This window comes from Azospirillum sp. Marseille-Q6669 (assembly GCF_965111635.1).
Genome location: NZ_CBCOOP010000004.1, coordinates 816,273 through 837,263, shown reverse-complemented (window position 1 = coordinate 837,263; position 20,991 = coordinate 816,273). Strand labels below are relative to the sequence as shown.

The window sequence follows — 20,991 nt, the reverse complement described above, 5'->3', positions numbered from 1 at the left end:
TGGGCGGGGCTGCTCCTCACAACTGGGCAAGGGTCTGCCGCATCACTTCCGCCGTGGCGAGGTCGGCCGGGAAGAAAGCCTCGATGGCCAGTTCGGACAAGGTGACGTCCACCGCCGTTCCAAACACCGTCGTGGTGCTGAAGAAGCTGAGCATCCCGCTTTCCGCCCTGAGCCGGAGAGGAACCACCACGCCATCATGCGACGACAGCGGCTCGCTCCGGCTGTGCGGAGCCTGCCCGTCGGGCACCGGGTAGCCCTTCAACTCACCGAACAGCGCGGCCAGTACGGGATCGGCGCTGACGTCGATCTGCCGGATCAGCCGGTGCAGCACGTGCGCCCGCCACTGGGCGAAGTTCTCGATCCGCGGTGCCAGCCCGGAGGGGTGGAGGCTGAGGCGCAGCACGTTCACCGGAGGCTGGAGAAGATCCGGCGCGGCTCCGGCGAGCAGCGGGGCGACCGCCCGGTTGGCCGCAACCAGCGTCCAGTGCCGATCCACGGCCAGCGCCGGGTGAGGCTCGTGCCCGGTCAGCACGAGATCGACCGCCTGACGGGCGGCCTGCATCTCCGGATCGCCCAGCCGGTGTTCGGAAAAGACCGGCGTGAAGCCCGCGGCGGCGAGCAGAGCGTTGCGGTCGCGCAGCGGAATGTCCACCCGCTCCGCCAAATGGAGCAGCATGGTCCGGCTGGGCTGCGAGCGTCCCGTTTCCAGGAAGCTGACGTGCCGGGTCGAGATGTCGGCTTCGCAGGCGAGGTCGAGTTGGCTCAAGCCACGCCGCTTGCGCCACGCGCGCAGCAACTCGCCGACCGGCTGGCGCGGCACGGTCCTCGGGGTCGGTCGGTGCCGGGTGGCTGTTTGCGGCATTGTTCCGGCCTCCGGTCCGGTGTTGTCGGTGTTTTGCGCTCCACATGATGCCAGCGCTGCCGATCATGCATCCAGAAAGGTCAGCAGGTCGCGGTTGAAGCGGTCCATATGCGTCAGGAACAGACCGTGCGGCGCCCCCTCGTAGACGGTCAGCGCCGCGTTCGGCATCAAGCTCGGCGGTTTTCCTTCCGGCGATGCCAAGCGGGCTGGAGACATCCAAATCGCCGTGGATCAGCAGGGTCGGCACGGTGATGTCCCTAAGCTCCCGCCTGAAGTCGGTGGACGTCGTCGCCCGATGGCAGTCCAGAAGCGCCTTCATCAAGGCTTGCAAGGCCATCGATTTCATCCACGCCATCATGCCGGGCGAACTGTTCGCCGTCATGAAGGGGCGAATGTTGTCCTCCAGCCATGCCGGAAAGTCCCGCATCAGCCAATCCGAGCGGAAGGCTTCGAAGATGGCAGGATCAATTCCGTCGGGGTGGTCGTCGGTCCGGGAAAGTGTTGGTGTCATCGTGCCGACCAGAACCGTGCGGGAAACGCGGCGGCTGCCGTGCCTGCTCAGGTAGCGGATGATTTCCCCACAGGACGTGGAATGGCCGACCAACGTAACACCGTCCAGATCCAGCGTGTCGAGCAGGGTTGCGAGGTCGTCGGCCAGCCTGTCGAAGTCGAAGCCGATTCCCGGGTCGCTCGACCGGCCATGGCCGCGACGGTCATGTCCTGCCGAAGTTAACCGGCCATGCATCGCGCGCTTGATCGCCTTCAGCCAGTTGACTTGGCTCTCGACCTGCCCGCTGCTCCACGGCTCGCTCAGGGCGGCGCGCACCGCGTCCTCGTTGCGGCGGATCCCGGCGCAGCGCGCTGACCTCTGCCTCGCGCAGCCCGCCATCGAATGGGTCGGGCAACTTGCCCTTCACCATCTCGCAGAAGCGGGTGATGAACTCGGCAGCCGTCGCGATCGACGGCGAGCGCTCCCGCAACGCCTGGACAAAGCGGCGGTCCTCGTCGGTCAACTTGTCGGGATCGTCAGCCAGGAGCCGAACCGCATGCCCGGGCGTTGGAGGTTCGGACTGCTTCGCCGGCGCCGGATTCCCTAATCCCACACGACGCTGTTCTGTCCGATCGTGCCCTGCTCAGTCCTCGTCCTGCCACCTGCGCAGATCAGTCCGGTCATGATAGGGCATACGGTCCGGCGTGGTGATGAATTCCATCGTCGTGCCCCAGGGCATGCGGCAGTAGCAGACCTTGTTTCCAGGACCTTTCTCGGTAGCATAGGGAATAGCGCGCGGCGCGGTGAGGGGGGTGCCTCCAGCCTTCTCGAAGCGCTCGACCGATGCGTCGATGTCGTCGGTGTAGAGAGCGAAGTGCGTGATGCCGAAGTCGCTCGCCCGGATCGGCTGGGCTTGCTCGGGGCCGTGCATTTCGAAGAGCTCGATATCGGGTCCGGTTCCGATCTTGACCATCGCCTGCGCACGCACGACCGTTCCGGGGAAAGCGCCGACGGCCCGCTCGAATTCGGGTCCCTGCCGCGGTGGATCCTGCGGTCCGAAGGATTGGTAGATCACCTGGCCGCCAAAGGCTTCCGCCAGGAACGATTTTGCCGCTTCAATGTCGGGCACCGTAATGCCGATATGATTGACGCCGCGAATGAGGGATGCGGTCATGACAGTCTCCTTGATTTTGTCGATCCATCGCGACCGCTTCGGGTGCAATTCGCCCGCAGCGTCGCGATCCGCCCAGCCCGCGACGGCGCGGGCGCAGAGTTTCAGCTGGTCTTAGTTTCAGTTGGCCTTGAGGAAATCGATCAGGGCGGCCGCGACTTCATTGGGCCGCTCATCCGCGACATAGTGGCTGCACCGCGCGATCGAGCCACCTGTCACGTTCCTGGCAAACTCTTTGAGCATCGGCACCATCTGCGCACCGAACCGCTGGTCCCCACCCAGACCGAGCACCGGTATCCCGAGCGGGTGCTTCTTGTACTCAAGAGCCGCCGCGTGATCGGCGGCGAGGGTGCGATACCATTCCATGCCGCCGCGCGTGCGGCCAGGAAGAGCCATCGCCTTCGCGTAGATCTCGATGTCCGCCGGATTGAAGGTGCTGTGATCGTAGAAACGCTCTGCCATGAAGGTCGAAACATAGTCATATTCACGGCCATGGATCAGGCGCTCGGGTAGATCCCGGTTCATATGGAAGCTGAAGTGCCAGAGCCCTGCGGTCGTAGCCTCCCATCCGGTCCAGCCGGGAAGCGGAACGTCGAGGACGGCCAAGTGGGTGACAGCCTCCCGGTAGATGGCGGCCTGCGGCAAGGCGACCATTCCGCCGATGTCATGTCCGCACACGGCGTAGCGTTCATGCCCAAGGGCAATCATGACCTCGTGCGCGTCGCGCGCCATCGTTGCCTTGTCATAGCCGTCGAGCGGGCAGTCGGAAAAGCCCGCGCCGCGCAGATCGATGGCCACCACGCTGACATGCTCGGCCAGCAGCGGCATCACATTGTGCCATTCCCACCATGTTTCCGGCCAGCCGTGAAGCAGAAGGATCGGCGGGCCTGAGCCTCCCATGACAGCGTTGATCTTGATGCCATTCACCGGCACCAGCTGCTGGGTGAACCCCTTCAAAGTTGCGATCATGATCGCTTTCCAGTCGATGTTGACGTTTAAACAAAGTTCGCGGCCAGCGCTCAGTGCTGATCGAAATCGGTGGCGATCGAAATGTCGCGCCAAGCGTCGATATCGCTGCGGAACGCAGCCAGCTTTCGTTCGGCGATCGCGTGCGCGATGGGGCCGAGTGGCAAATGAAGCGGGGCGTCATCGGCGTCGACTGCCTGCAGGATCACCGTGATCGCCTTGTCGGGATCGCCCGCCTGATTGCCGTTGTTGGTTTCGCGATAGTGCTTGCGCGAGCTCGCGGCGTATTCCGGCATCTCGTTGGCCGCCATCCTGATCGAACGGCCAAGGAAATCGGTGCGAAACGGCCCAGGCTCGACAATCAGCACGCGGATGCCGAAGGGCTTCAGCTCGCTGGCGAGCGCTTCGGAAATCCCTTCCACGGCGAACTTGGCGGCGTTGTAATAACCTCCGCCGCCGCTGCCCGCGATGCCGGCGCCGGACGACATGTTGACGATCGTTCCGCCCGAATGTCGCAGGACGGGCAGGGCGGCTCTGGTGGTTTCGATCAGACCGAAGACGTTCACCTCAAACATCGGCCGATAGTCTTCGGGTGTGCCTTCCTCGATCGCGCCGAACAGTCCGTAGCCGGCGTTGTTCACGAGCACGTCAAACCCGCCGAATGTCTCGACCGCCTTTGCGACCGCTGCCTTGGCGGCCGCCACATCCGTCACGTCCAGCGGCAAGGTGATCATGCGGCCGCCGAAAGGCTCGGCCATGTCTTCGATTGTTTCGACATCGCGGGCCGTCGCGATGATCTGATCGCCGCGTTGTGCCGCGGCGAGCGCGAGGCGCTGTCCGAAGCCACTCGAGCAGCCGGTGATGAGCCAAGTCTTCATTGTTTCTTCTCCGAGTTGGCTTCAGACGACAGCCAAGCTGTCGCCGCCGCGAACCGTCATGTCGGCCATGATCGACCAATCCTTGTTTCCGAAGCCCGCCGAGACAGCTTTGCCGAGCCCCTCGCGGACAGCATCGAGCATCGGGAGCGTGCGTCCGATCTCGTTGCTGGCCTCAGTCGCGAGACGCATGTCCTTGAGCGCGAGCTCGGCTTTGAAACCCGGCTCGAATGACCGTTCCGTGATCTGCGCGCTGTAGCTCTCGTAGGCGCGACCCGAGAAAAGGGTGCCTAGGATGAGTTCAAAGAAATCCGCACGGTCGAGGCCGACGCTCTCGGTCAGCACGACACCCTCAGCCATCGCCTCGATAGCCATGGCGATCATCATATTGCAGGCGAGCTTCGCCGTATTCGCCCGAGCGGGGTTCTGCCCCAACCTCCAGACCTTTTTGCTGAGTGAAGCGAGCAGCGGTTCGACCGCGGCAACGGCATCGGCCTTCCCGGCCGCCAGGATGTTAAGCTGGCCACTCGCCGCTACGTTCGGTCGCCCGAGGACCGGTGCGGACACATAGCCAAGGCCTGCCTCTTCGTGCAGCAGCTCCAGTTCCCGCGCGAAGGCGACCGAAATCGTCGATGTGACAACATGGGTCAGCCCTGGTTGCGCGCTTGCCAGAAGGCCGGCATCGAGGATCACCTCCCGAATGGCAGGGTCGTCGGATAGCATCGTGAAGACTGCGTCAGCTTGGAATGCATCCGCCGCGCGCTTGACCAGCGTTACCCCGGGAACGCTGTCCTGAGCGACCTTGCTACGGTTCCAGCCCCGCACGTCATGGCCTGCCTTCACGAGGTTCAGGGCCATTGCCGAGCCCATATTGCCGAGACCGACAAACCCGATCTGCATGTTCTATCTCCTGTTGTTCAGATGAGAGCTGTGCGCGGGATCGGACGCAGGCTGCCAGGCGATCGTGAGGCCGAGACCTGCGCCGACGAGTTGGCGGGTGGCGATGCAGAGGAGAGCCACAATGAAGACGTGAGCAAGTTGGCCAGCATCGGCGCACGCCCCGCTGAGCGCACAGAGGGCACCGCCGATCGCGGCGACGCGCCGGGGCGCAGACTGGAGGGATCAGCGGCCCCGGCAATTGACAGGCACCGCCGTGCCGCTCAGAGAGGCTTCACGATGCTGCGCTGCGGTTTGACGACAGTGACGATGTTGACGTCAGCCATGACCTGGGCGGTCTCCGGCGAATTGAGCGCCGCTTCCATGGCGGCCTCGTCGCGGAAGTTGACGACCCCGACCGCGGTTAGCCCGGCACCATCACCTTGCGGGAAGAACCCACCGGCGCTTACCAGTCCATAACGTCCCCAGCTTTCCCGCACGAGCGGGAAGTGCACGTTGATCCAATGGTCGCGGTCGAACGGTGTTTCCTCATCGCCCGCATAGGTCACCAGCATCGTGATCATCGTCGAGGTCCTCATTTGCGAGTATCGAGGCGGGCCGCCGCGTTCCGCGACCCCTCAGGAAATTCCTCTCGGTTACGTCCGGACGAGCTTTCCTTGGACCCCGCAGCCAGGGTCACGATTCCTTCACCCAAGCGGCGGCCCGCATGGGTCTGGCGAATCCGCAGAAGGACGCATCTCCAGACGATGATGGCAATCTAGGCATTTAGATTTGTTCGATAAGTGACATAACTGTACTCTCGGCGTTCAGTTTTGTGTGGGTGGTTGTGATGGAATGGAGTGACGTCAGAGTCTTTCTTGCGATTGCGCGATCCGGCACGCTCGGCGCTGCCGCGCGTTCTCTTCAGACAAGCCATCCGACCGTCGGCCGGCGCCTCCGCGCACTTGAGCAGGCGATCGGTCACACGCTCTTCCAGCGCACCGCGGACGGTCTTGTTCTGACCGAAGAGGGCCACGGGATCATCGCGCTGGCGGAGCAGATGGAGGAAAGCGCGCTGGCGATGGAGCGCCGGCTTGCGGGGCAGGAGCAGAACCTCAAAGGCAGTCTGCGCATTTCATCCGCGGACTGGTTCGGGGCCTATGTCTTGCCTCCCATCCTGGCGGATTTCTCGAAAGCCTACCCCAATGTCGACGTCGAGATCCTGACCGGCACGCGCCTGTTCAATCTCGCCCAGCGGGAGGCCGACGTCGCTTTCCGTATCGTTCCGTTCGACACCGCTGACGTTGTTCAGCGACGGCTCTTCCGCCTTGAGTACGGCGTTTACATCGCGGAAGAGGCGCAGGAGCCGAAATATGGCGATGGGACCGGTTTCCGGCTGATCACCCACGACACGTCCACCGGCCATTTCCCCGACATCGCGTGGCTCATCGAGAGTTTCCCCAACGCGAGGCCGGTCCTGCGATCGAACAACCGGAACGTCCAGGGGCGCATGTGCAGGCAAGGCGTCGGAATCGCCGTCCTGCCCCGCGTGGTCGGCAATCAGATCCCGGGTATTCGCAGACTGGACCTGCCGACACCGCCGCCGGCGCGAGACATCTGGATGGGATATCACCGGGACCTACGGCGTCTTCAGCGTCTTCGTGCGTTCATCTCGACCGTATCGGGCCATCTCGTGAATGCGACCGCATGACGTGCGGCCCGGAGATGATTCAAGGTTGCCCGAGAAACTCCAAGATCGCTGCAGTCGTCTCGGTTCCGTCAGGTGTCGCGCCATACCTGAGTCGACGATGCCGAAAGTCTGGCGGCGGGCGCCGTGAACCACGCGAGGCCGATCATATCGCGCAGAGCAGAGACTCTTTGGACATGGATCGCCCGTCGCTGCGCCGCAGAGACGGGCTGGTTGCGCCGGGTTGCCGGGCGTAGGAAGTTGCGCACCTTTGACCATGCAGCGGCACGATCTTCGGCTCGATGGCTGCGAGAAAGCGATCGAATTCCGGCGCGGTCAGGTTGGCGAAGCACTTGTCCAGAGTCTTCAGATGGTTGCCCAGGCGGAACTCGGACACCACGGCGCCGGTGTCGTCAAAGGCCGTCTGATTGACCGAACCCGATGGCATGACGACGCGCTGGAGGAACATGGCGAAGCCGCTGCGTCGTTGACAGACCCAGGGTAAGCCTGTCAGCGACGTGCCTCAAACGCGCATCAAGATCACGATACTTTCCATAAGCTATCTTATGGGATTTATGTGCCAATGAAAACCAAACACCGTATCAAAGCGCAAGCTTGGCATCAGTGCAACAGCTCCCCGGCTTGCGGGGCTCGGCGTGCGGATCAACTCCCCGAGACCGGTGCCGTCTCACCCGGCAGGCGGCGGTTGCGGATGGTCAGCTGGTGGGTCAGGAGCAACGGAGCCGGCCGCTCCTCCCCGTCCCAGAGCCGGTGCAGCATGCCCACGATGGCCGGACCGAAATGGTCGGACGGCACACGGACCGAGTTCAGCCAGTCGGCGATCCAGGGGTTGATCGGGTTGTCGTCGAACCCGAAGAAGGCCACGTCGCCCGGCACCTCCAGCCCAGCCTCCCGCGCGCGGCGGAAAGCGCCATAGGCCAGCAGATCACTCAGGCAGACGATCACCGGCGGGCGGTCCGGCCGCTCAAGCATCGTTCCCATGGCGTGGTAGCCGGCCACGATGTGATCCAGCCCCGGCCCGGTGGCGCAGGGAATGGTCGCCGTGTCCACTCCCGCCTGGGCCAGCCGGTCGAACAGCCCGAGCAGGCGCCAGTGACCGGCGGTGCGGTCCAGCGAGGCGTGGAGGACGCCGATGCGGCGCACGCCGCGGTCCAGCAGCCGCTCGGCGATCTCCGCCCCGGCACCGGCGTTGTCGAGCCCGACATAGGGCGAGGACGGGTCGCCGGGGTCCGGGCGGTTCACGAAGACCAGCGTGTCGCCGGCAGCCCGCGCCTCGTCCAGCGCCGGGCTGTCCACCGCACCCACCAGAATCATCGCGCGGACGAGCTGGGCGCGCATTTCGCGGATGTACTCGTCCTGCACGTCGGCGCGCTCGTGCGTGTCGCACAGCGACATCACCAGCCCCTCCCCGCGCAGCGACCATTCGATGGACGAGGCGATGGCGGCCATGGAGGGGTTGGCGAGATTCGCGGCCAGGACGCCGACGATGCGGCTCTCCCGGCGGCGCAGCGCCCGCCCGACGCTGCCCGGCCGGTAGCCCAGCTCGCGGATCGCCGCCCTCACCCGCTCCGCGGTCTCCTCCGTCGCCTTGTTGGCGACGCCGTTGATGACGCGCGAGGCGGTGGCGACCGACACCCCGGCGCGGGCCGCCACCTGGGCGAGCGACGGGGCGGGCGACGCACGCCCCGTGCGCGTCGCGCGGTTGCGGTCGGATGGCGGGGGCATCGGCACCTCGGTTTGCGCAAGAGGGTTGGCGGTCGGCGCCGGCGTGAAAACCGGTTGCGTAGAAATGCACGCGCGCCTATTGTTTCGGCAAGGGTAATCGATTTCCCTCGGTCGTGATATCGGTAACGATGCCGGCGGACGGACGAATTGCCCAACCTCGCCCCTTCAACAATGCGGGCGCGGAAAGAAAGACGAGGGAGAGGACGCTCATGACAGCCGAAGGCGCCGACCGCGCCACGGTCGTTGACCCTTACGACCATCTGCATGACGAAGCTTACGCCGACGTCTTCACCCGTGGGCGGGTGGGCTCCGCGGCCCTGGTGACCGTCGCCGGGCGCTCCGTCGAGTCGCTGGATGGCGACTGGCGCTTCGCCATCGACCCTCATGACGAGGGGCTGCGCCAGACATGGTACGCCGACGAGCCGGTGCCGGCCTCGGAATGGACCGCCCCGCGCGATTACGACGACGGCGCGTGGCAGACCGCCCCGGTTCCCGCCTGCTGGAACATGCTGCACCCGGAGTGGCGGCATTACGAGGGTGGCGCCTGGTACACGCGGACGCTGGACCTCACACCCGGCGAGGCCGGGGAGCGCACTGTCCTGCACATCGGCGCCGCCGCTTACGAGGCGCGCGTCTTCCTGAACGGCCAGTTCCTGGGCGCGCACCGCGGCGCCTCGACGCCCTTCTGCGTCGAGCTGACCGGGCATCTGCGCCCCGGCCCGAACCGCCTCCAGATCCAGGTCGACAACGCGCGCCGGACCGACCGGGTGCCGATGCGCCACACGGACTGGTTCAACTACGGCGGCCTCTACCGCTCCGTCACGCTGCTGCGGCTGCCCGCGCTGTTCATCCGGGACTTCGGCGTGGCACTGGTGCCGGGCAGTGGCTTCCGCCGAGTCGCCGTGGACGTCACCCTGTCCGACCCGGTGGACGGAACGGCGACCGTCGCCATCGACGGGCTGCTGCCGCCCTCCCCTCTTCCCGTCATCGCCGGACGAGGACGGGTGGAGTTCGACCTCGCCCCGGAGCTGTGGTCGCCGGACTCGCCGCGCCTCTACGGCGTCACCCTGCGCTTCGGCGCCGACTCCGTGTCGGATCGCGTCGGCTTCCGCGACATCGCCGTGGCGGGCGAGCGCATCCTTCTCAACGGGCGCGACATCACTCTGCGCGGTGTTTCCGTCCATGAGGACGACCTGTCGCTCGGCAAGACCAGCGACGAGGCGGACATCCGCCGCCGGTTTGCCGACGCCAAGGCGCTGGGCTGCAATTTCCTCCGCCTCGCCCATTACCCGCACGACCCGCGGGCGGCGGCCATCGCCGACGAGGTCGGGCTGATGCTGTGGTCGGAGATTCCCGTCTACTGGGCCATCGACTTCGCCAACCCTGACACCTACGAGGACGCCGCGAACCAGCTTGCCGAGCTGATCGCCCGCGACCGCAACCGGGCCAGCACGATCCTGTGGGGCGTCGGCAACGAGAACGCCGACACCGACGCCCGCCTGTCCTTCATGGCGCGGCTGGCCGCACTGGCCCGCCAGCTGGACCCGACGCGGCTGGTGACTGCGGCCTGCCTGATCGACCGCGAGCGCTTCGCCATCGCCGACCGGCTGGCCGACCATCTCGACGTGATCGGCCTCAACGAATATTTCGGCTGGTACGAGCCCTCCTTCGACGGGCTGCGCCGGCTGCTCGCCAACTCCGCCCCCGGAAAGCCGGTGATCATCTCCGAGTTCGGCGCCGACGCGGTGGTGGGCTTGCGCGGCGGCCCGCGCGAGCTCTTCACCGAAGACTGCCAGGAGGCGGTCTACCGCGAGCAGCTCGCCATCCTCGCCACCGCCCCCTACGTGCGCGGGATGACGCCCTGGGTCCTCTACGACTTCCGCACCGAGCGGCGGCAGACCGCCTTCCAGCGCGGCTGGAACCGCAAGGGGCTGATCGCCGAGGACAAGACCACCCGCAAGCGCGCCTTCGCCGTCCTTGCGGACCATTACCGGGCGATGGCCGACGCCGAGGCGCCCGCATCGCCGCACACCGATACAGCCAAATCACGATAATCGGAGGAACCGTCATGTTCGCGTTGAACCGTCGTCACGCCGCCCTTCTCGCCGCTGCCGTTCTGGGCCTCACCCTCGCCGGGCCGGCCGCCGCCAAGACCACGCTGCGCCTGGGCCACGGGCTGGCCAAGGGCCACCCGGTGGACGTCTCGCTGGACGAGTTCGCCAAGCTGGTGCGCGAGCGCAGCAAGGGCGATCTGGACATCAAGGTGTTTCCCGCCGGCCAGCTCGGCCAGCAGCGCGAACTGATCGAGCAGATGCAGAACGGCGCGCTCGACCTCGTGCACGCCAACGCCTCGCCGCTCGCGGCCTTCGAAGCGAGCTTCGGCGTCTACGACATGCCCTTCCTGTTCCGCGACAGCGACCATTTCTTCAAGGTGGTCGACGGCGCGGTGGGCGACGAGATCCTGACCTCCAGCCGCGCCAAGGCCTTCGTCGGCCTCGCCTACTACGACAACGGCACGCGCAGCTTCTACGCCAACAAGCCGCTGGCCAAGCCGGAGGATTTGAAGGGCCTGAAGGTCCGCGTCCAGCCCGGCCCGATCGCCACCCGCATGATCAACCTGCTGGGCGCCACCGCCACCCCGCTGGCCTGGGGCGAGGTCTACACGGCCCTGCAGTCCGGCGTCGTCGACGGGGCGGAGAACAACGTGACCGCTCTGACCCTGGCCCGCCACGGCGAGGTGATGAAGGTCTACACCCGCGACGAGCACACCCGCGTGCCCGATGTGGTGCTGGTCGCCACCGCGACGCTGGACCGTCTGAAGCCGGAGCAGCAGGAGCTTCTGCGCCAGGCGGCCCGCGACAGCGCCAAGGCCCACAACGCCCGCTGGACGGCCGAACTGGAGAAGGCCGAGGGCGAGGCCGTGAAGATGGGCGTGAAGTTCGTGGACGCCGACAAGGCCGCCTACCGTCAGGTGGTGCAGCCCATGTACGACGACCTGAAGGCCACCCCGGCGCTGGCCACGCTCGCCGACCGCATCCAGGCGGTCAAGTAAGCCCCCGCCCCGCCCGCTCGCCGCGTCGAAACAGAGGAGCGCCTCCATGCTGGCCACCATCCACCGCACGCTCGACCGCGTCGTGCTCGCCATCACGATCCCGCTGACGGTCGCCATGCTGGGCTGCGTGGTGTGGCAGGTCGTCGCCCGCTATGCGCTCAACGTCTCGACGTCGGCGACGGACGAGATCGCCCGCTTCGCCTTCATCTGGGTCAGCCTGCTCGGCTCGGCCTATGTGCTGGGCAAGCGCGGGCACATCGCCATCACCGGGCTGGTGGATCTTCTGCCGGCCCGGCCGCGGTGCGGCGTCGAGATCGCCATCGCGGCGCTGGTCGCGCTGTTCACGGTGACGATCCTGTGCGGCGGCGGCTGGCTGCTGGTGGACAAGGCGCGCACGCTCGGCCAGGTCACGCCGGCGCTCCAGCTGCCGATGTGGGTGGTCTACGCCGTGATCCCGCTCTCCGGCGTGCTGACCCTGATCTATATGGTCATCGCCCTGATGGAGAGCCTGCGCGAAGGGCCGGGCGTGACCAGCCACGCCGTCTCGCTCGACTGACGCCCCCCCTTCCGTCGCGGAAACGCAGCCATGGACTTCTCCCCCGCCCTCGTCCTCAGCGCCGCCTTCGTCGCCCTTCTGGCCTTCGGCGTGCCCATCTCCTACGCGACCGGGCTCGCCTCGATCACGGCGCTGCTGACCATCATGCCGCCGCTGCCGGCGATCTCGGTGACGGCGCAGCGCATCGCCACCGGCCTGGACAGCTTCGCGCTGCTGGCGATCCCCTTTTTCTTCATGGCCGGCTCGATCATGAACCGGGGCGGCATCGCCCGCCGCCTGATTGACTGCGCCAAGGTCTTCGTCGGCTGGATGCCCGGACCGCTGGCGCAGATCACCATCCTCGCCAACATGATGTTCGGCTGCGTGTCGGGGTCGGCGGTGGCCGCCGCCTCGGCCATCGGCGGCACCATGCAGCCGTCGATGGACAAGGCCGGCTACGACCGCAGCTACACCGCGGCGGTCAACATCTCCTCCTGCATCACCGGTCTGCTGATCCCGCCGTCGGGCGCCTTCATCGTCTATTCGCTGGTGTCGGGCGGCACCTCCATCGCGGCGCTGTTCGTCGCCGGCTACCTGCCGGGCATCCTGCTCGGCCTGTCCGTGATGATCCCGGCCTGGATCATGGCGAAGAAGCGCGGCTACGCCCGCCTGCCTTCCCCCACCCTGTCCCAGTCCTCGCGCGCGCTGCTGTCCGCCCTGCCCAGCCTGGGGCTGATCATCGTGGTGATCGGCGGCATCGTCGGCGGCGTCTTCACCGCGACGGAGGGATCGGCCATCGCCGTCGTCTACGCGCTCGCCCTGGCGCTCGCCTACCGGGAGCTGTCGATGGACGACATCATGCAGATCCTGGTGGACACCATCGTCGCGACGGCGGTGGTGGCGCTGATGGTTGGCACCTCCATGGCGATGGCCTACGTGATGTCGCTGGCCGAGATCCCGCAGATCATCGGCGACTGGGTGCAGTCGGTGTCCGGCAACTGGATCATCGCGCTGCTGCTGGTCAACATCGTGCTGCTGCTGATGGGCACCTTCCTGGACATCACGCCGGGCATCCTGATCTTCACGCCGATCTTCCTGCCGGTGCTGGTGGAACTGGGGGTGGACCCGGTGCATTTCGGGGTGATCCTGGTGTTCAACCTGTCGCTCGGCATCGTCTCGCCGCCGACCGGCAGCGCCCTGTTCATCGGCTGCGCCGTGGCGCGCGTGTCGATCGAGCAGGTGATCCGGCCGCTGATCCCCCTCTTCGCCTGGAGCACCGCGGCGCTGCTGGTGGTCACCTACGTCCCTGGCCTGTCGCTCTGGCTGCCCAGCCTGTTCGGCCTCATCAAGTAAGCGGGACGCAAGCCGGGCCCTGCCCCCAGGAACCGGCCCCCGCAAACCTCAGGTCTCATGACTTCAGGAGTTCACGCGCCATGCGCACGCTGACCGGCGCCTCCCTCGCAGCGCCTGCCCCATCCCGCGACGGGACGCAAGCCGGCCCCCAGGGGATCGCCTTCGACCTCGACCGCGGCTATCGCCTGACCCTGTTCCCGCTTGGGCCCGCGCTGGCGCGCGTCCTCATCGAGCGGCCGAACGGGCTGCGCACGCCGCGCACCTGGTCGCTGGCGCCCGAGCTGTCGGGCGAGACCGACCCCGCGCTGGCCGACCCCATCGACGGGCGCGACCGCCGCGACCTGACCGGCTTCCCCGGCACGCCGGCGGCGGTCGAGGAAGGCGCCGACAGCGTTACCGTCACCACCCCCGGCTGGCGCGTCGTGGTCCAGCGCGCGCCCCTGGCGCTGCGCTGGTACGAGCCGGCGGCAGAGGGCGACGGCTGGCGCCTCGTCCTGGCCGACCGGCCGACCCAGCCCTACCTGTTCGACGACCGTTCGCCCCGCTTCGCCCACCATCTGGTCAGCCACGCCGGGGAGCGCTACCACGGCTTCGGCGACAAGAGCGGCGGCACCGACAAGCGCGGACGGCGCCTCGCCATGGGGACGACCGACGCGCTCGGCTACGACGCCGAGACGAGCGACCCGCTCTACAAACACATCCCCTTCTGCCTCAGCGTGCGGCCGGAGCGCGGCGGGGCGGCGGTCGGCGTCTTCTACGACAACCTGTCGCGCGGCCTCTTCGACCTCGGTCAGACCATCGACGCCTACCACGGCGACTTCATCCGGTTCGAGGCGTCGGACGGCGATCTCGACTGCTACGTCCTGTTCGGCCCGAGCGTTCCGCAGGTCGTGGCGAACTTCACCGCCCTGACCGGCCGCACCTCCTTCCGGCCGCGCTGGGCGATCAGCTATTCCGGCTCGACCATGCAGTACACCGACGCGCCGGACGCCGGGGTGCGGCTGCTCGGCTTCCTCGACGCGCTGAAGGAGCACGGCCTGCCCTGCGGCTCGTTCCAGATGTCGTCCGGCTACACGATGATCGGCGACAAGCGCTACGTCTTCCACTGGAACCGCGACAAGTTCCCCGAGCCGGAGGCGGTCACCGCCAAGTTCGCCGAGGCCGGCGTCCATCTCGTCGCCAACATCAAGCCGGCGCTGCTCAACGACCATCCGAAATTCGCCGAGGTCCAGGGCTTCGGCGGCTTCGTGCGCGACAGCGACGCCCCGGACAGCCCGCAGATCACCCAGTTCTGGGGCGGCGACGGCGCTTATCTCGACTTCACCAACCCGGCGACCACCCGCTGGTGGATGGCCAACGTCACGAAGGAGTTGTTGGAGCGCGGCATCGGCTCGACCTGGAACGACAACAACGAGTTCGAGATCTGGGACGACGCGGCGGTCTGCGACGTCAACGGCCATGGCGGCACGATGGCGACGCTGCGCCCGGTGCAGACCCATCTGATGATCCGCGCCTCGCATCTGGCCCAGGTGGCGCACGCGCCGGACAAGCGCCCCTACCTGATCTCGCGCTCCGGCGGGCCGGGCCTCCAGCGCTATGTGCAGACCTGGTCGGGCGACAACCGGACGAGCTGGAAGACGCTGCGCTGGAACCTGCGCATGGGGCACGGCTTCAGCCTGTCGGGCCTGTTCGACTACGGCCACGACGTGGGCGGCTTCGCCGGTCCCCGGCCGGAGCCGGAACTGCTGATGCGCTGGATTGAGCAGGCGGTGTGGTGGCCGCGCTTCACCATCCATTCCTGGAACGACGACGGCAGCGTTACCGAGCCCTGGACCTATCCGGAGCTGCTGCCCCGGGTGAAGGCCGCGCTGGATTGGCGGGAGCGGCTGGTGCCGCTGCTCTACACGCTGCTGTGGCGGGCGCACCGCGACCATGCGCCGGTGATGCGGCCGCTGTTCTACGATTTCCCCGACCAGCCCGCCGCCTACGGGGAGGAGGACAGCACCATGGTCGGCGACCGGCTGCTGGTCGCCCCGGTCCTCGACCCCGGCCGGACGGAGCTGGAGGTCTGGCTGCCGGCGGTGCCCGGCGGCTGGTACGACCTGCGCGACGGGCGGCGTTACGACGGTGGCGGGCGCGTCACCGTGGCGGCGCCGCCGGGCGTGGCCCCAGCCTTCGTCCGGGCCGGCACGCTGCTGCCGCTCGGCCCCGCCCCCTCCTGGGCCGAGGGTCCGCTGACGGTGCGCTGCTTCCCCGGACCGGAGGGCTACGCCCCGCTGACCCTGTTCGACGACGACGGGGAGAGCGTGTGCCGCGACGAGACCATCTGCCTGCTGACCATTGCCGGCACCGACGCGGCCGCCCTGTCGGTGAGCCGCAGTGGCGGCCGCGCGCCGCGCTGGACCTCCCTGTCCATCGAGACGGCGGACGGCACGCCGGTCGGCACCCTGCCTCTTTGATAGGGCCGCTTTGAGCGAAACGGCACGCCCACGTCCATGGGCGTGCCGTCCTCACCCCACACACGATCGCATGGCCGCCCCGGCGAAACCGACGTTGTGGTGTCGGAAGTGTTGGTATAAAGACCGGCTTACCAGGCCGGGCCCCTCTGACAGTTCCCTGAACTGTGATGTCGGACTGGAGACATTCAGAGTGGCCCCACCCGCCCGCCCCTGCCGGCAGCGTTTCTGCCCTGTGCCTGGTCCCGCCCGTGGGTGCTGCTCTCTTGCCCTATGTAAGAGGAAGGCACCGCATGACCGATCTGTTCACAGCCGACGCGCTCGCCGCGCTGCTCCAAGTCATCGCCATCGACCTTGTTCTGGCCGGCGACAACGCCATCGTGGTCGGCATGGCCGCCGCGGCGGTGCCGCTGGCCCAGCGCCGCAAGGTCATCTTCTGGGGAATCGCCGCCGCCATGGGGCTGCGCGTGTTCTTCGCCCTCATCACCACGCAGCTCCTCGCCATCATCGGCCTGACCCTGGCGGGCGGCGTCCTGCTGCTGTGGGTGTGCTGGAAGATGTACCGTGAGCTGCGCAGCCACGGCGCGGACGAGATCGCCCCCGACGAGGCGATGGACGCGCCCGACCCCTCCTCGGTCACCGTCACCGCCGGTATGGCGGGCAACGCCGCCGTCGCGGCAGCCGGTGCGACCACCTTCGGCGCGGCGATCTGGCAGATCGTGGTGGCGGACGTGTCGATGTCGCTCGACAACGTGCTGGCGGTGGCCGGCGCCGCCAAGGAACACCCGACCATCCTGGTCATCGGTCTGGTCCTGTCGGTCGTTCTGATGGGCGCCGCCGCCAACATGATCGCGCATGTGCTGCACAAGCACCGCTGGATCGGCTGGGTCGGCCTCGCCATCATCTCCTACGTGGCGCTCGACATGATCTGGCGCGGCAGCAACGAAGTCCTCCGCCACATGGCGTGAGGCTGACCGCCGATCACGGTCGGGGTCGTTGACCGGGGGCGCCCGCACCATGACGGTGCCGGGCGCCCTCATTCGTTTCAGGGGACTGTCTGGGATAGCAAGGTTGTCCGGCTGCATCAGCCGGAGAAGATTGAGGATGCGCTGACGGCCCTGCTCGGCAAGGTCACGTCCCTGAGCGTGGTGTAGGAGCCGGGGCGTCTCATAGGCGGATCTCAAAATTGCCAGGTCGCGGGGACCCAGGCGTACCCGCCGTCGGTCTTGAGCATCCGGCCGAGGCCCGGAAACGGAAAATGGAAACCCAGCACGGGAATACGGTCGGCGGCGGCCCGGTCGAAGATGCGACGGCGGGAGGCGAGCGCGGTGTCCTTGTCGCGATCGGGTCCGGGACGCCAGGGGTTGTCGACGTTGACGACCGGGTGGTAGGCGAGGTCGGCGGTGAGCAGCAGCTGGTCGTTTCCGGAGTGGACGAGGAAGGTCGCCATGCCCGGCGTGTGGCCGGAGGCGACGATCGTCGTGAGCCCCGGCACGATCTCGGCACCGGCTTCATAAAGCTCAACATCCTCCCTGACCGGTTCGAGGCTGCTCTTGATCGCGGCGGCGAAGCGCAGGCGGAAATCCTGCGGAACGGGCATGTAGGACAGATCCGGATCGTTGCGGACGAAGAAATCCCAGTCCGCCCTCGGCACGAAGACGGTGGCCCGGGGGAACGCCCGGCCGCCGTTCGCGGTCCTGAGATTGCCGACATGGTCGGGATGGGTGTGCGAGATCACGATGGCGTCGATGTCCGCGGGACCGAGCCCGATCGACGCGAGGTTCTGAAAAATCCGCCCGCCGTTCGGCCCCATCGTCGCGCCCGCGCCGGCCTCGACGAGGATGCGCCGTCCGCCGGTATCGATCAGAAGGGTGTTCAGATTCAACGTCATGTGGTCCGTCGGCAGGAAGGCGCGCCGCAGCACCTCCTGAAGCTCCGCTTCGGGCGCGTCGCTCGCGTAGACGCGGGGCGGACCGCCGATCACGCCATCGCTCAACACCGTCGCGCTGATGTCGCCGACCCGGAAACGGTAGTGGCCGGCGTTGCCGGTCGCGGGCGTCGGCGTTGGCGTCGGCTGCGCAGACGCGCCACCACCACCGGGAACGAACAGGGTCGAGGCGCCGACGACCGCGGACAGCATGATCCTGCGTCGGTTCAGAGTGAGGGCATTCATCGGTGTTTCCTCCCGAATGGGGCGCCCCGCTTCCAGCCACGGGACCGGGGGGACCGGTGACGGACGGCGATCCGGGCGCGACGATCAACCGCAGATCGACCATGACACGGCAAGATTGCGCTGATAAGCTCGTCAAATGTGATCGGCTTGATTAGGCCTGCTTCGCAATGAGCCCAATTCGCTTGGACAGCTTCGATGTGTTCGCGGCGATCGTGCGCTGTGGCGGCTTCCGCGCGGCGGCGCTCGAACGGGGCGTCTCGTCATCGGCCTTGAGCCAGACGATGAACGCCCTGGAGGAGGCTCTCGGCATCCGGCTGCTCAATCGGACGACGAGGAGCGTATCGCCGACAGAGGCCGGGCAGCGCCTCCTCGATCGCTTGGCCCCGGCGCTGAGCGATATCCAGCTTGCGATCGCCGAGGTCGGCGAATTGAGGGACAGCCCATCGGGAACGCTGCGGATCAACGCGCCGGCGCCCGCCGTCGATCATCTCCTCTGTCCGCTGGTCTTCGACTTCATGGACGCCTACCCCGAGGTGAAGATCGAGATCATCAGCGATGCCGCGGTGATCGACATCGTGGAGCAGGGCTTCGATGCCGGCGTCCGTTTCGGCAAGCAGTTGGCGCAAGACATGATCGCGGTCCCGTTCGGGCCATCGCTCCGATACGCGATCGTCGCGTCGCCGGATTACATCGCGCGGCATGGGCTGCCGGTGACGCCGCATGCCCTGGTCTACCACGACTGCATCAGGCGGAGATTCCCCGGCGGGACCCTCGTCACATGGCGCTTCGCCCGCGGGAGCGACGCGCTGGAGGTGACGCCCGCCGGACGCCTGACGGTCAGCACGGTGCACAACGAGCTTCAGGCCGCCCTGGCCGGCCGGGGCATTGCCCACGTCCTGGACGACTATGCGAAACCCCATGTCCGGGACGGTCGGCTGGTGGAGCTTTTCCCGGAGTGGAGCCCCACCTTGCCGCACTGGTTTCTGTATTACCCGAACCGCCGCCTTCCGAGCGCGGCCATGCGGGCCTTCCTCGATCACATGAAGGGCTACGACTGGCGGTCCGGGGATCAGGCCAGCTTCTGAACGACGGTCGCGATGCTGGAGCCCAAATCACCCAGCGTCTTGACCGTCGCGCCGTACTCGTCCGCGTATTTCTTGAGGATCGTCTTCCAGTCGGCGTTTGGAATCGCGTCGTAGGTGGACGGGTCGAACGCCCGCCGCGCTCCGTCGATCAGCGCGTCCAGGCGCTTCAGGTCGGCGCGGGCCGCGTTCAGCAGCGGGGTGAGGCGGTCGATCAGATCCTTGTACCGCTTCACCTTGTTGACCAGACCCAGGAGAGTGGAATCCGCGGTGATGGTGATCCCGTCGATCTTCTTCTGGTTGAGGATCCGCTCCACGTCCGCGTATTTGGCCTCCGCCGCGCTAAGCTGCCGCTCCAGCTTGTTCACCGACTCCGCCATGAGGTAGCGTCGGCTTTCGGCCCGCTCGACCGCCTTCATCGCCTCCTGCGCGCTGGCCCTGTGTTTCTTCACGGCGCTTTGCAGAGCGACCACCTCGTCCGCGCCATCGTTGAAACTGTCGTAGGCCGCCTTCCCTTCCTTGACCACGTCGAGCGTGATCTTGGCGCCCGCCACGACCAGCGGCAGCGCAGCACCCCCGGTCAGCACCGTGGCCGTGATGGCGAGGGCGGTCGCCGTCAGGGCGAGAACGATCTTTCCCACCGTCTTGGCGTAGACCTTCCACTTCATGTCTTCGAGCATCTTGCGCACGGCCGCGTCGAGGCCGGCAAAGGCCTTCTTCACGATCAGCTTCATGACCGTCGCGATGCCGCCGACGATTCCCCCGAAGCGGTCGGCGGCCCGCTGCTCCATGGTATCGTTGATCGTGTTCATGAACAAAAACAGGTTGCGGCCGTCGATCTCGTGCTTGTCGATCTTTTGATCCCACGCCTGGATCTGCTTCTTTATTTCGGCGACCGTCTTCTCTTCGGTCTTCATCAACTCCTGAATGGCCTCGCGCACATTCTTGTTGAAAAGATCGATCACCTTCTTCGGCATCGGCTTTCCCGACGGATCGGTTTTCGGGGAGTCCCAGGAGAACTCGACATCCACCTTGTTGTTGTTTCCGGAAAATTCGAAATATTTGTATTTCCCGTACTCGTAGGAGAATTTTATCGACTGGTCCGCCATGCTGTCCATCCTTCCACTGCAAAATGCTGCAAGGCGTCGTCCAGCCGGGAAGACAGCCGCGACAACAGGGTGATGTCCCGATGAAAACGGCGGAAGAAGAATTGCCTCCAGTTGGGATCAAACACGTCCGCGACCCCAGCAATTTTGCACGGGATGATATCTCAGGGCATGGTTGATCCGATGGCCGGCGGTCCACTCCATTGGGTGGACCGCGCGGCCGTGACAAACGGCGCCGTGCCGTCATCACGGCCGCCGGCCACGGACCGGAGCGGACGCCAACCCAGATAATTCACCAGAGCTGAATTTGAAGTGGCGGGTGCGAGGTTAAGCCGCTGAGTTCGTGTATGATTTTGGTGCTGAAGCAGTCTCACCACGGATCAACGGAGTTCACGCCCGCGATAGCCGAAAGCACCTGGGCTCTGCCCGTCTTGTCACCGGTTGTCGGCAAGCTGGTTATCGCTGCGTTCGATGGCGGCCATCTCACCTCAAATGGGTTCTTCCGCATTTCTGGTGCAAGACAGCCGCCGGTAGCTTCGCTTCTCGGGCAACAACTTTATG

19 protein-coding genes and 2 pseudogenes are annotated in these 20,991 nt (G+C 66.6%); 8 read left to right on the top strand and 13 right to left on the bottom strand.

The features are described from left to right. Positions 1-16: 16 nt before the first annotated feature. From ACWPXE_RS25175 to ACWPXE_RS25135, 9 genes and pseudogenes are all read right to left on the bottom strand, one after another. Entirely contained in the window at positions 17-862 is an 846-nt protein-coding gene (locus ACWPXE_RS25175) for a helix-turn-helix domain-containing protein (protein ID WP_454020027.1), read from the bottom strand. Between the two features lie 63 nt (positions 863-925). Continuing rightward, positions 926-1,033 carry an alpha/beta fold hydrolase gene (locus ACWPXE_RS25170; protein WP_454020026.1) on the bottom strand — a complete coding sequence of 36 codons (108 nt, stop codon included), beginning with the start codon at positions 1,031-1,033 and terminating at the stop codon, positions 926-928. Between the two features lie 103 nt (positions 1,034-1,136). Then, a pseudogene (locus ACWPXE_RS25165) lies at positions 1,137-1,541 on the bottom strand (alpha/beta fold hydrolase); the annotation flags it as partial. A 33-nt stretch (positions 1,542-1,574) separates the two neighbouring features. Continuing rightward, positions 1,575-1,932, bottom strand: a pseudogene (locus ACWPXE_RS25160) (ISL3-like element ISAzba9 family transposase); the annotation flags it as partial. Between the two features lie 63 nt (positions 1,933-1,995). Further along, a complete protein-coding gene (locus ACWPXE_RS25155) occupies positions 1,996-2,526 on the bottom strand; it encodes a VOC family protein (RefSeq protein ID WP_454020025.1) in 531 nt (176 codons plus the stop codon). A gap of 117 nt (positions 2,527-2,643) precedes the next feature. Beyond that, positions 2,644-3,585: an alpha/beta fold hydrolase gene (locus ACWPXE_RS25150; protein ID WP_454020024.1), complete on the bottom strand. Its 942-nt coding sequence runs from the start codon at positions 3,583-3,585 to the stop codon at positions 2,644-2,646. Then, on the bottom strand, positions 3,543-4,367 hold the full coding sequence (locus ACWPXE_RS25145) for an oxidoreductase (RefSeq protein ID WP_454020023.1): 825 nt from the start codon (positions 4,365-4,367) through the stop codon (positions 3,543-3,545). Before ACWPXE_RS25145 ends, ACWPXE_RS25150 begins: the two co-directional genes overlap by 43 nt. A 21-nt stretch (positions 4,368-4,388) precedes the next feature. Beyond that, the gene (locus ACWPXE_RS25140; protein WP_454020022.1) at positions 4,389-5,264 is read right to left on the bottom strand and encodes an NAD(P)-dependent oxidoreductase; all 876 of its coding nucleotides are present in this window, start codon (positions 5,262-5,264) and stop codon (positions 4,389-4,391) included. A 260-nt stretch (positions 5,265-5,524) separates the two neighbouring features. Beyond that, positions 5,525-5,824: an EthD family reductase gene (locus ACWPXE_RS25135; RefSeq protein ID WP_454020021.1), complete on the bottom strand. Its 300-nt coding sequence runs from the start codon at positions 5,822-5,824 to the stop codon at positions 5,525-5,527. 266 nt (positions 5,825-6,090) lie between these two features. Between ACWPXE_RS25135 and ACWPXE_RS25130 the strand changes: the two genes are divergently transcribed. Continuing rightward, complete coding sequence (locus ACWPXE_RS25130) at positions 6,091-6,951, top strand: LysR family transcriptional regulator (RefSeq protein ID WP_174437644.1); 861 nt, start codon at positions 6,091-6,093, stop codon at positions 6,949-6,951. Between the two features lie 142 nt (positions 6,952-7,093). Here the strand turns inward: ACWPXE_RS25130 and ACWPXE_RS25125 are convergent, their stop codons facing one another. After that, the gene (locus ACWPXE_RS25125; protein ID WP_454020020.1) at positions 7,094-7,396 is read right to left on the bottom strand and encodes a hypothetical protein; all 303 of its coding nucleotides are present in this window, start codon (positions 7,394-7,396) and stop codon (positions 7,094-7,096) included. 194 nt (positions 7,397-7,590) lie between these two features. Then, positions 7,591-8,673, bottom strand: coding sequence for a LacI family DNA-binding transcriptional regulator (locus ACWPXE_RS25120; RefSeq protein ID WP_454020019.1), 1,083 nt, complete (start codon positions 8,671-8,673; stop codon positions 7,591-7,593). A gap of 209 nt (positions 8,674-8,882) precedes the next feature. Between ACWPXE_RS25120 and ACWPXE_RS25115 the strand changes: the two genes are divergently transcribed. The 6 genes from ACWPXE_RS25115 to ACWPXE_RS25090 all read left to right on the top strand — a co-directional run bounded on the left by ACWPXE_RS25115 (position 8,883) and on the right by ACWPXE_RS25090 (position 17,037). After that, positions 8,883-10,727 carry a glycoside hydrolase family 2 protein gene (locus ACWPXE_RS25115; protein ID WP_454020018.1) on the top strand — a complete coding sequence of 615 codons (1,845 nt, stop codon included), beginning with the start codon at positions 8,883-8,885 and terminating at the stop codon, positions 10,725-10,727. 14 nt (positions 10,728-10,741) lie between these two features. Further along, positions 10,742-11,725, top strand: coding sequence for a TRAP transporter substrate-binding protein (locus ACWPXE_RS25110; RefSeq protein WP_454020017.1), 984 nt, complete (start codon positions 10,742-10,744; stop codon positions 11,723-11,725). Positions 11,726-11,771: 46 nt separating this feature from the next. After that, a complete protein-coding gene (locus ACWPXE_RS25105; protein WP_454020016.1) occupies positions 11,772-12,281 on the top strand; it encodes a TRAP transporter small permease in 510 nt (169 codons plus the stop codon). A 30-nt stretch (positions 12,282-12,311) separates the two neighbouring features. Continuing rightward, positions 12,312-13,613 (top strand): TRAP transporter large permease, encoded by a 1,302-nt coding sequence (locus ACWPXE_RS25100; RefSeq protein ID WP_237906947.1) that lies wholly within the window; start codon positions 12,312-12,314, stop codon positions 13,611-13,613. Positions 13,614-13,693: 80 nt separating this feature from the next. Next, a complete protein-coding gene (locus tag ACWPXE_RS25095) occupies positions 13,694-16,072 on the top strand; it encodes a glycoside hydrolase family 31 protein (RefSeq protein WP_454020015.1) in 2,379 nt (792 codons plus the stop codon). Between the two features lie 290 nt (positions 16,073-16,362). Further along, entirely contained in the window at positions 16,363-17,037 is a 675-nt protein-coding gene (locus tag ACWPXE_RS25090; protein WP_454020014.1) for a TerC family protein, read from the top strand. A gap of 212 nt (positions 17,038-17,249) precedes the next feature. On the opposite strand, the gene ACWPXE_RS25085 is transcribed toward ACWPXE_RS25090, so the two are convergent. Next, the gene (locus ACWPXE_RS25085; protein WP_454020013.1) at positions 17,250-18,242 is read right to left on the bottom strand and encodes an MBL fold metallo-hydrolase; all 993 of its coding nucleotides are present in this window, start codon (positions 18,240-18,242) and stop codon (positions 17,250-17,252) included. A 182-nt stretch (positions 18,243-18,424) separates the two neighbouring features. On the opposite strand from ACWPXE_RS25085, the gene ACWPXE_RS25080 reads away from it, so the two are divergent. After that, positions 18,425-19,327 carry a LysR family transcriptional regulator gene (locus ACWPXE_RS25080; RefSeq protein ID WP_454020012.1) on the top strand — a complete coding sequence of 301 codons (903 nt, stop codon included), beginning with the start codon at positions 18,425-18,427 and terminating at the stop codon, positions 19,325-19,327. Here ACWPXE_RS25080 and ACWPXE_RS25075 read toward each other — a convergent pair. After that, a complete protein-coding gene (locus tag ACWPXE_RS25075) occupies positions 19,312-20,433 on the bottom strand; it encodes a hypothetical protein (protein ID WP_454020011.1) in 1,122 nt (373 codons plus the stop codon). The two genes, ACWPXE_RS25080 and ACWPXE_RS25075, sit on opposite strands and share 16 nt — an antisense overlap. Positions 20,434-20,991: the final 558 nt, after the last annotated feature.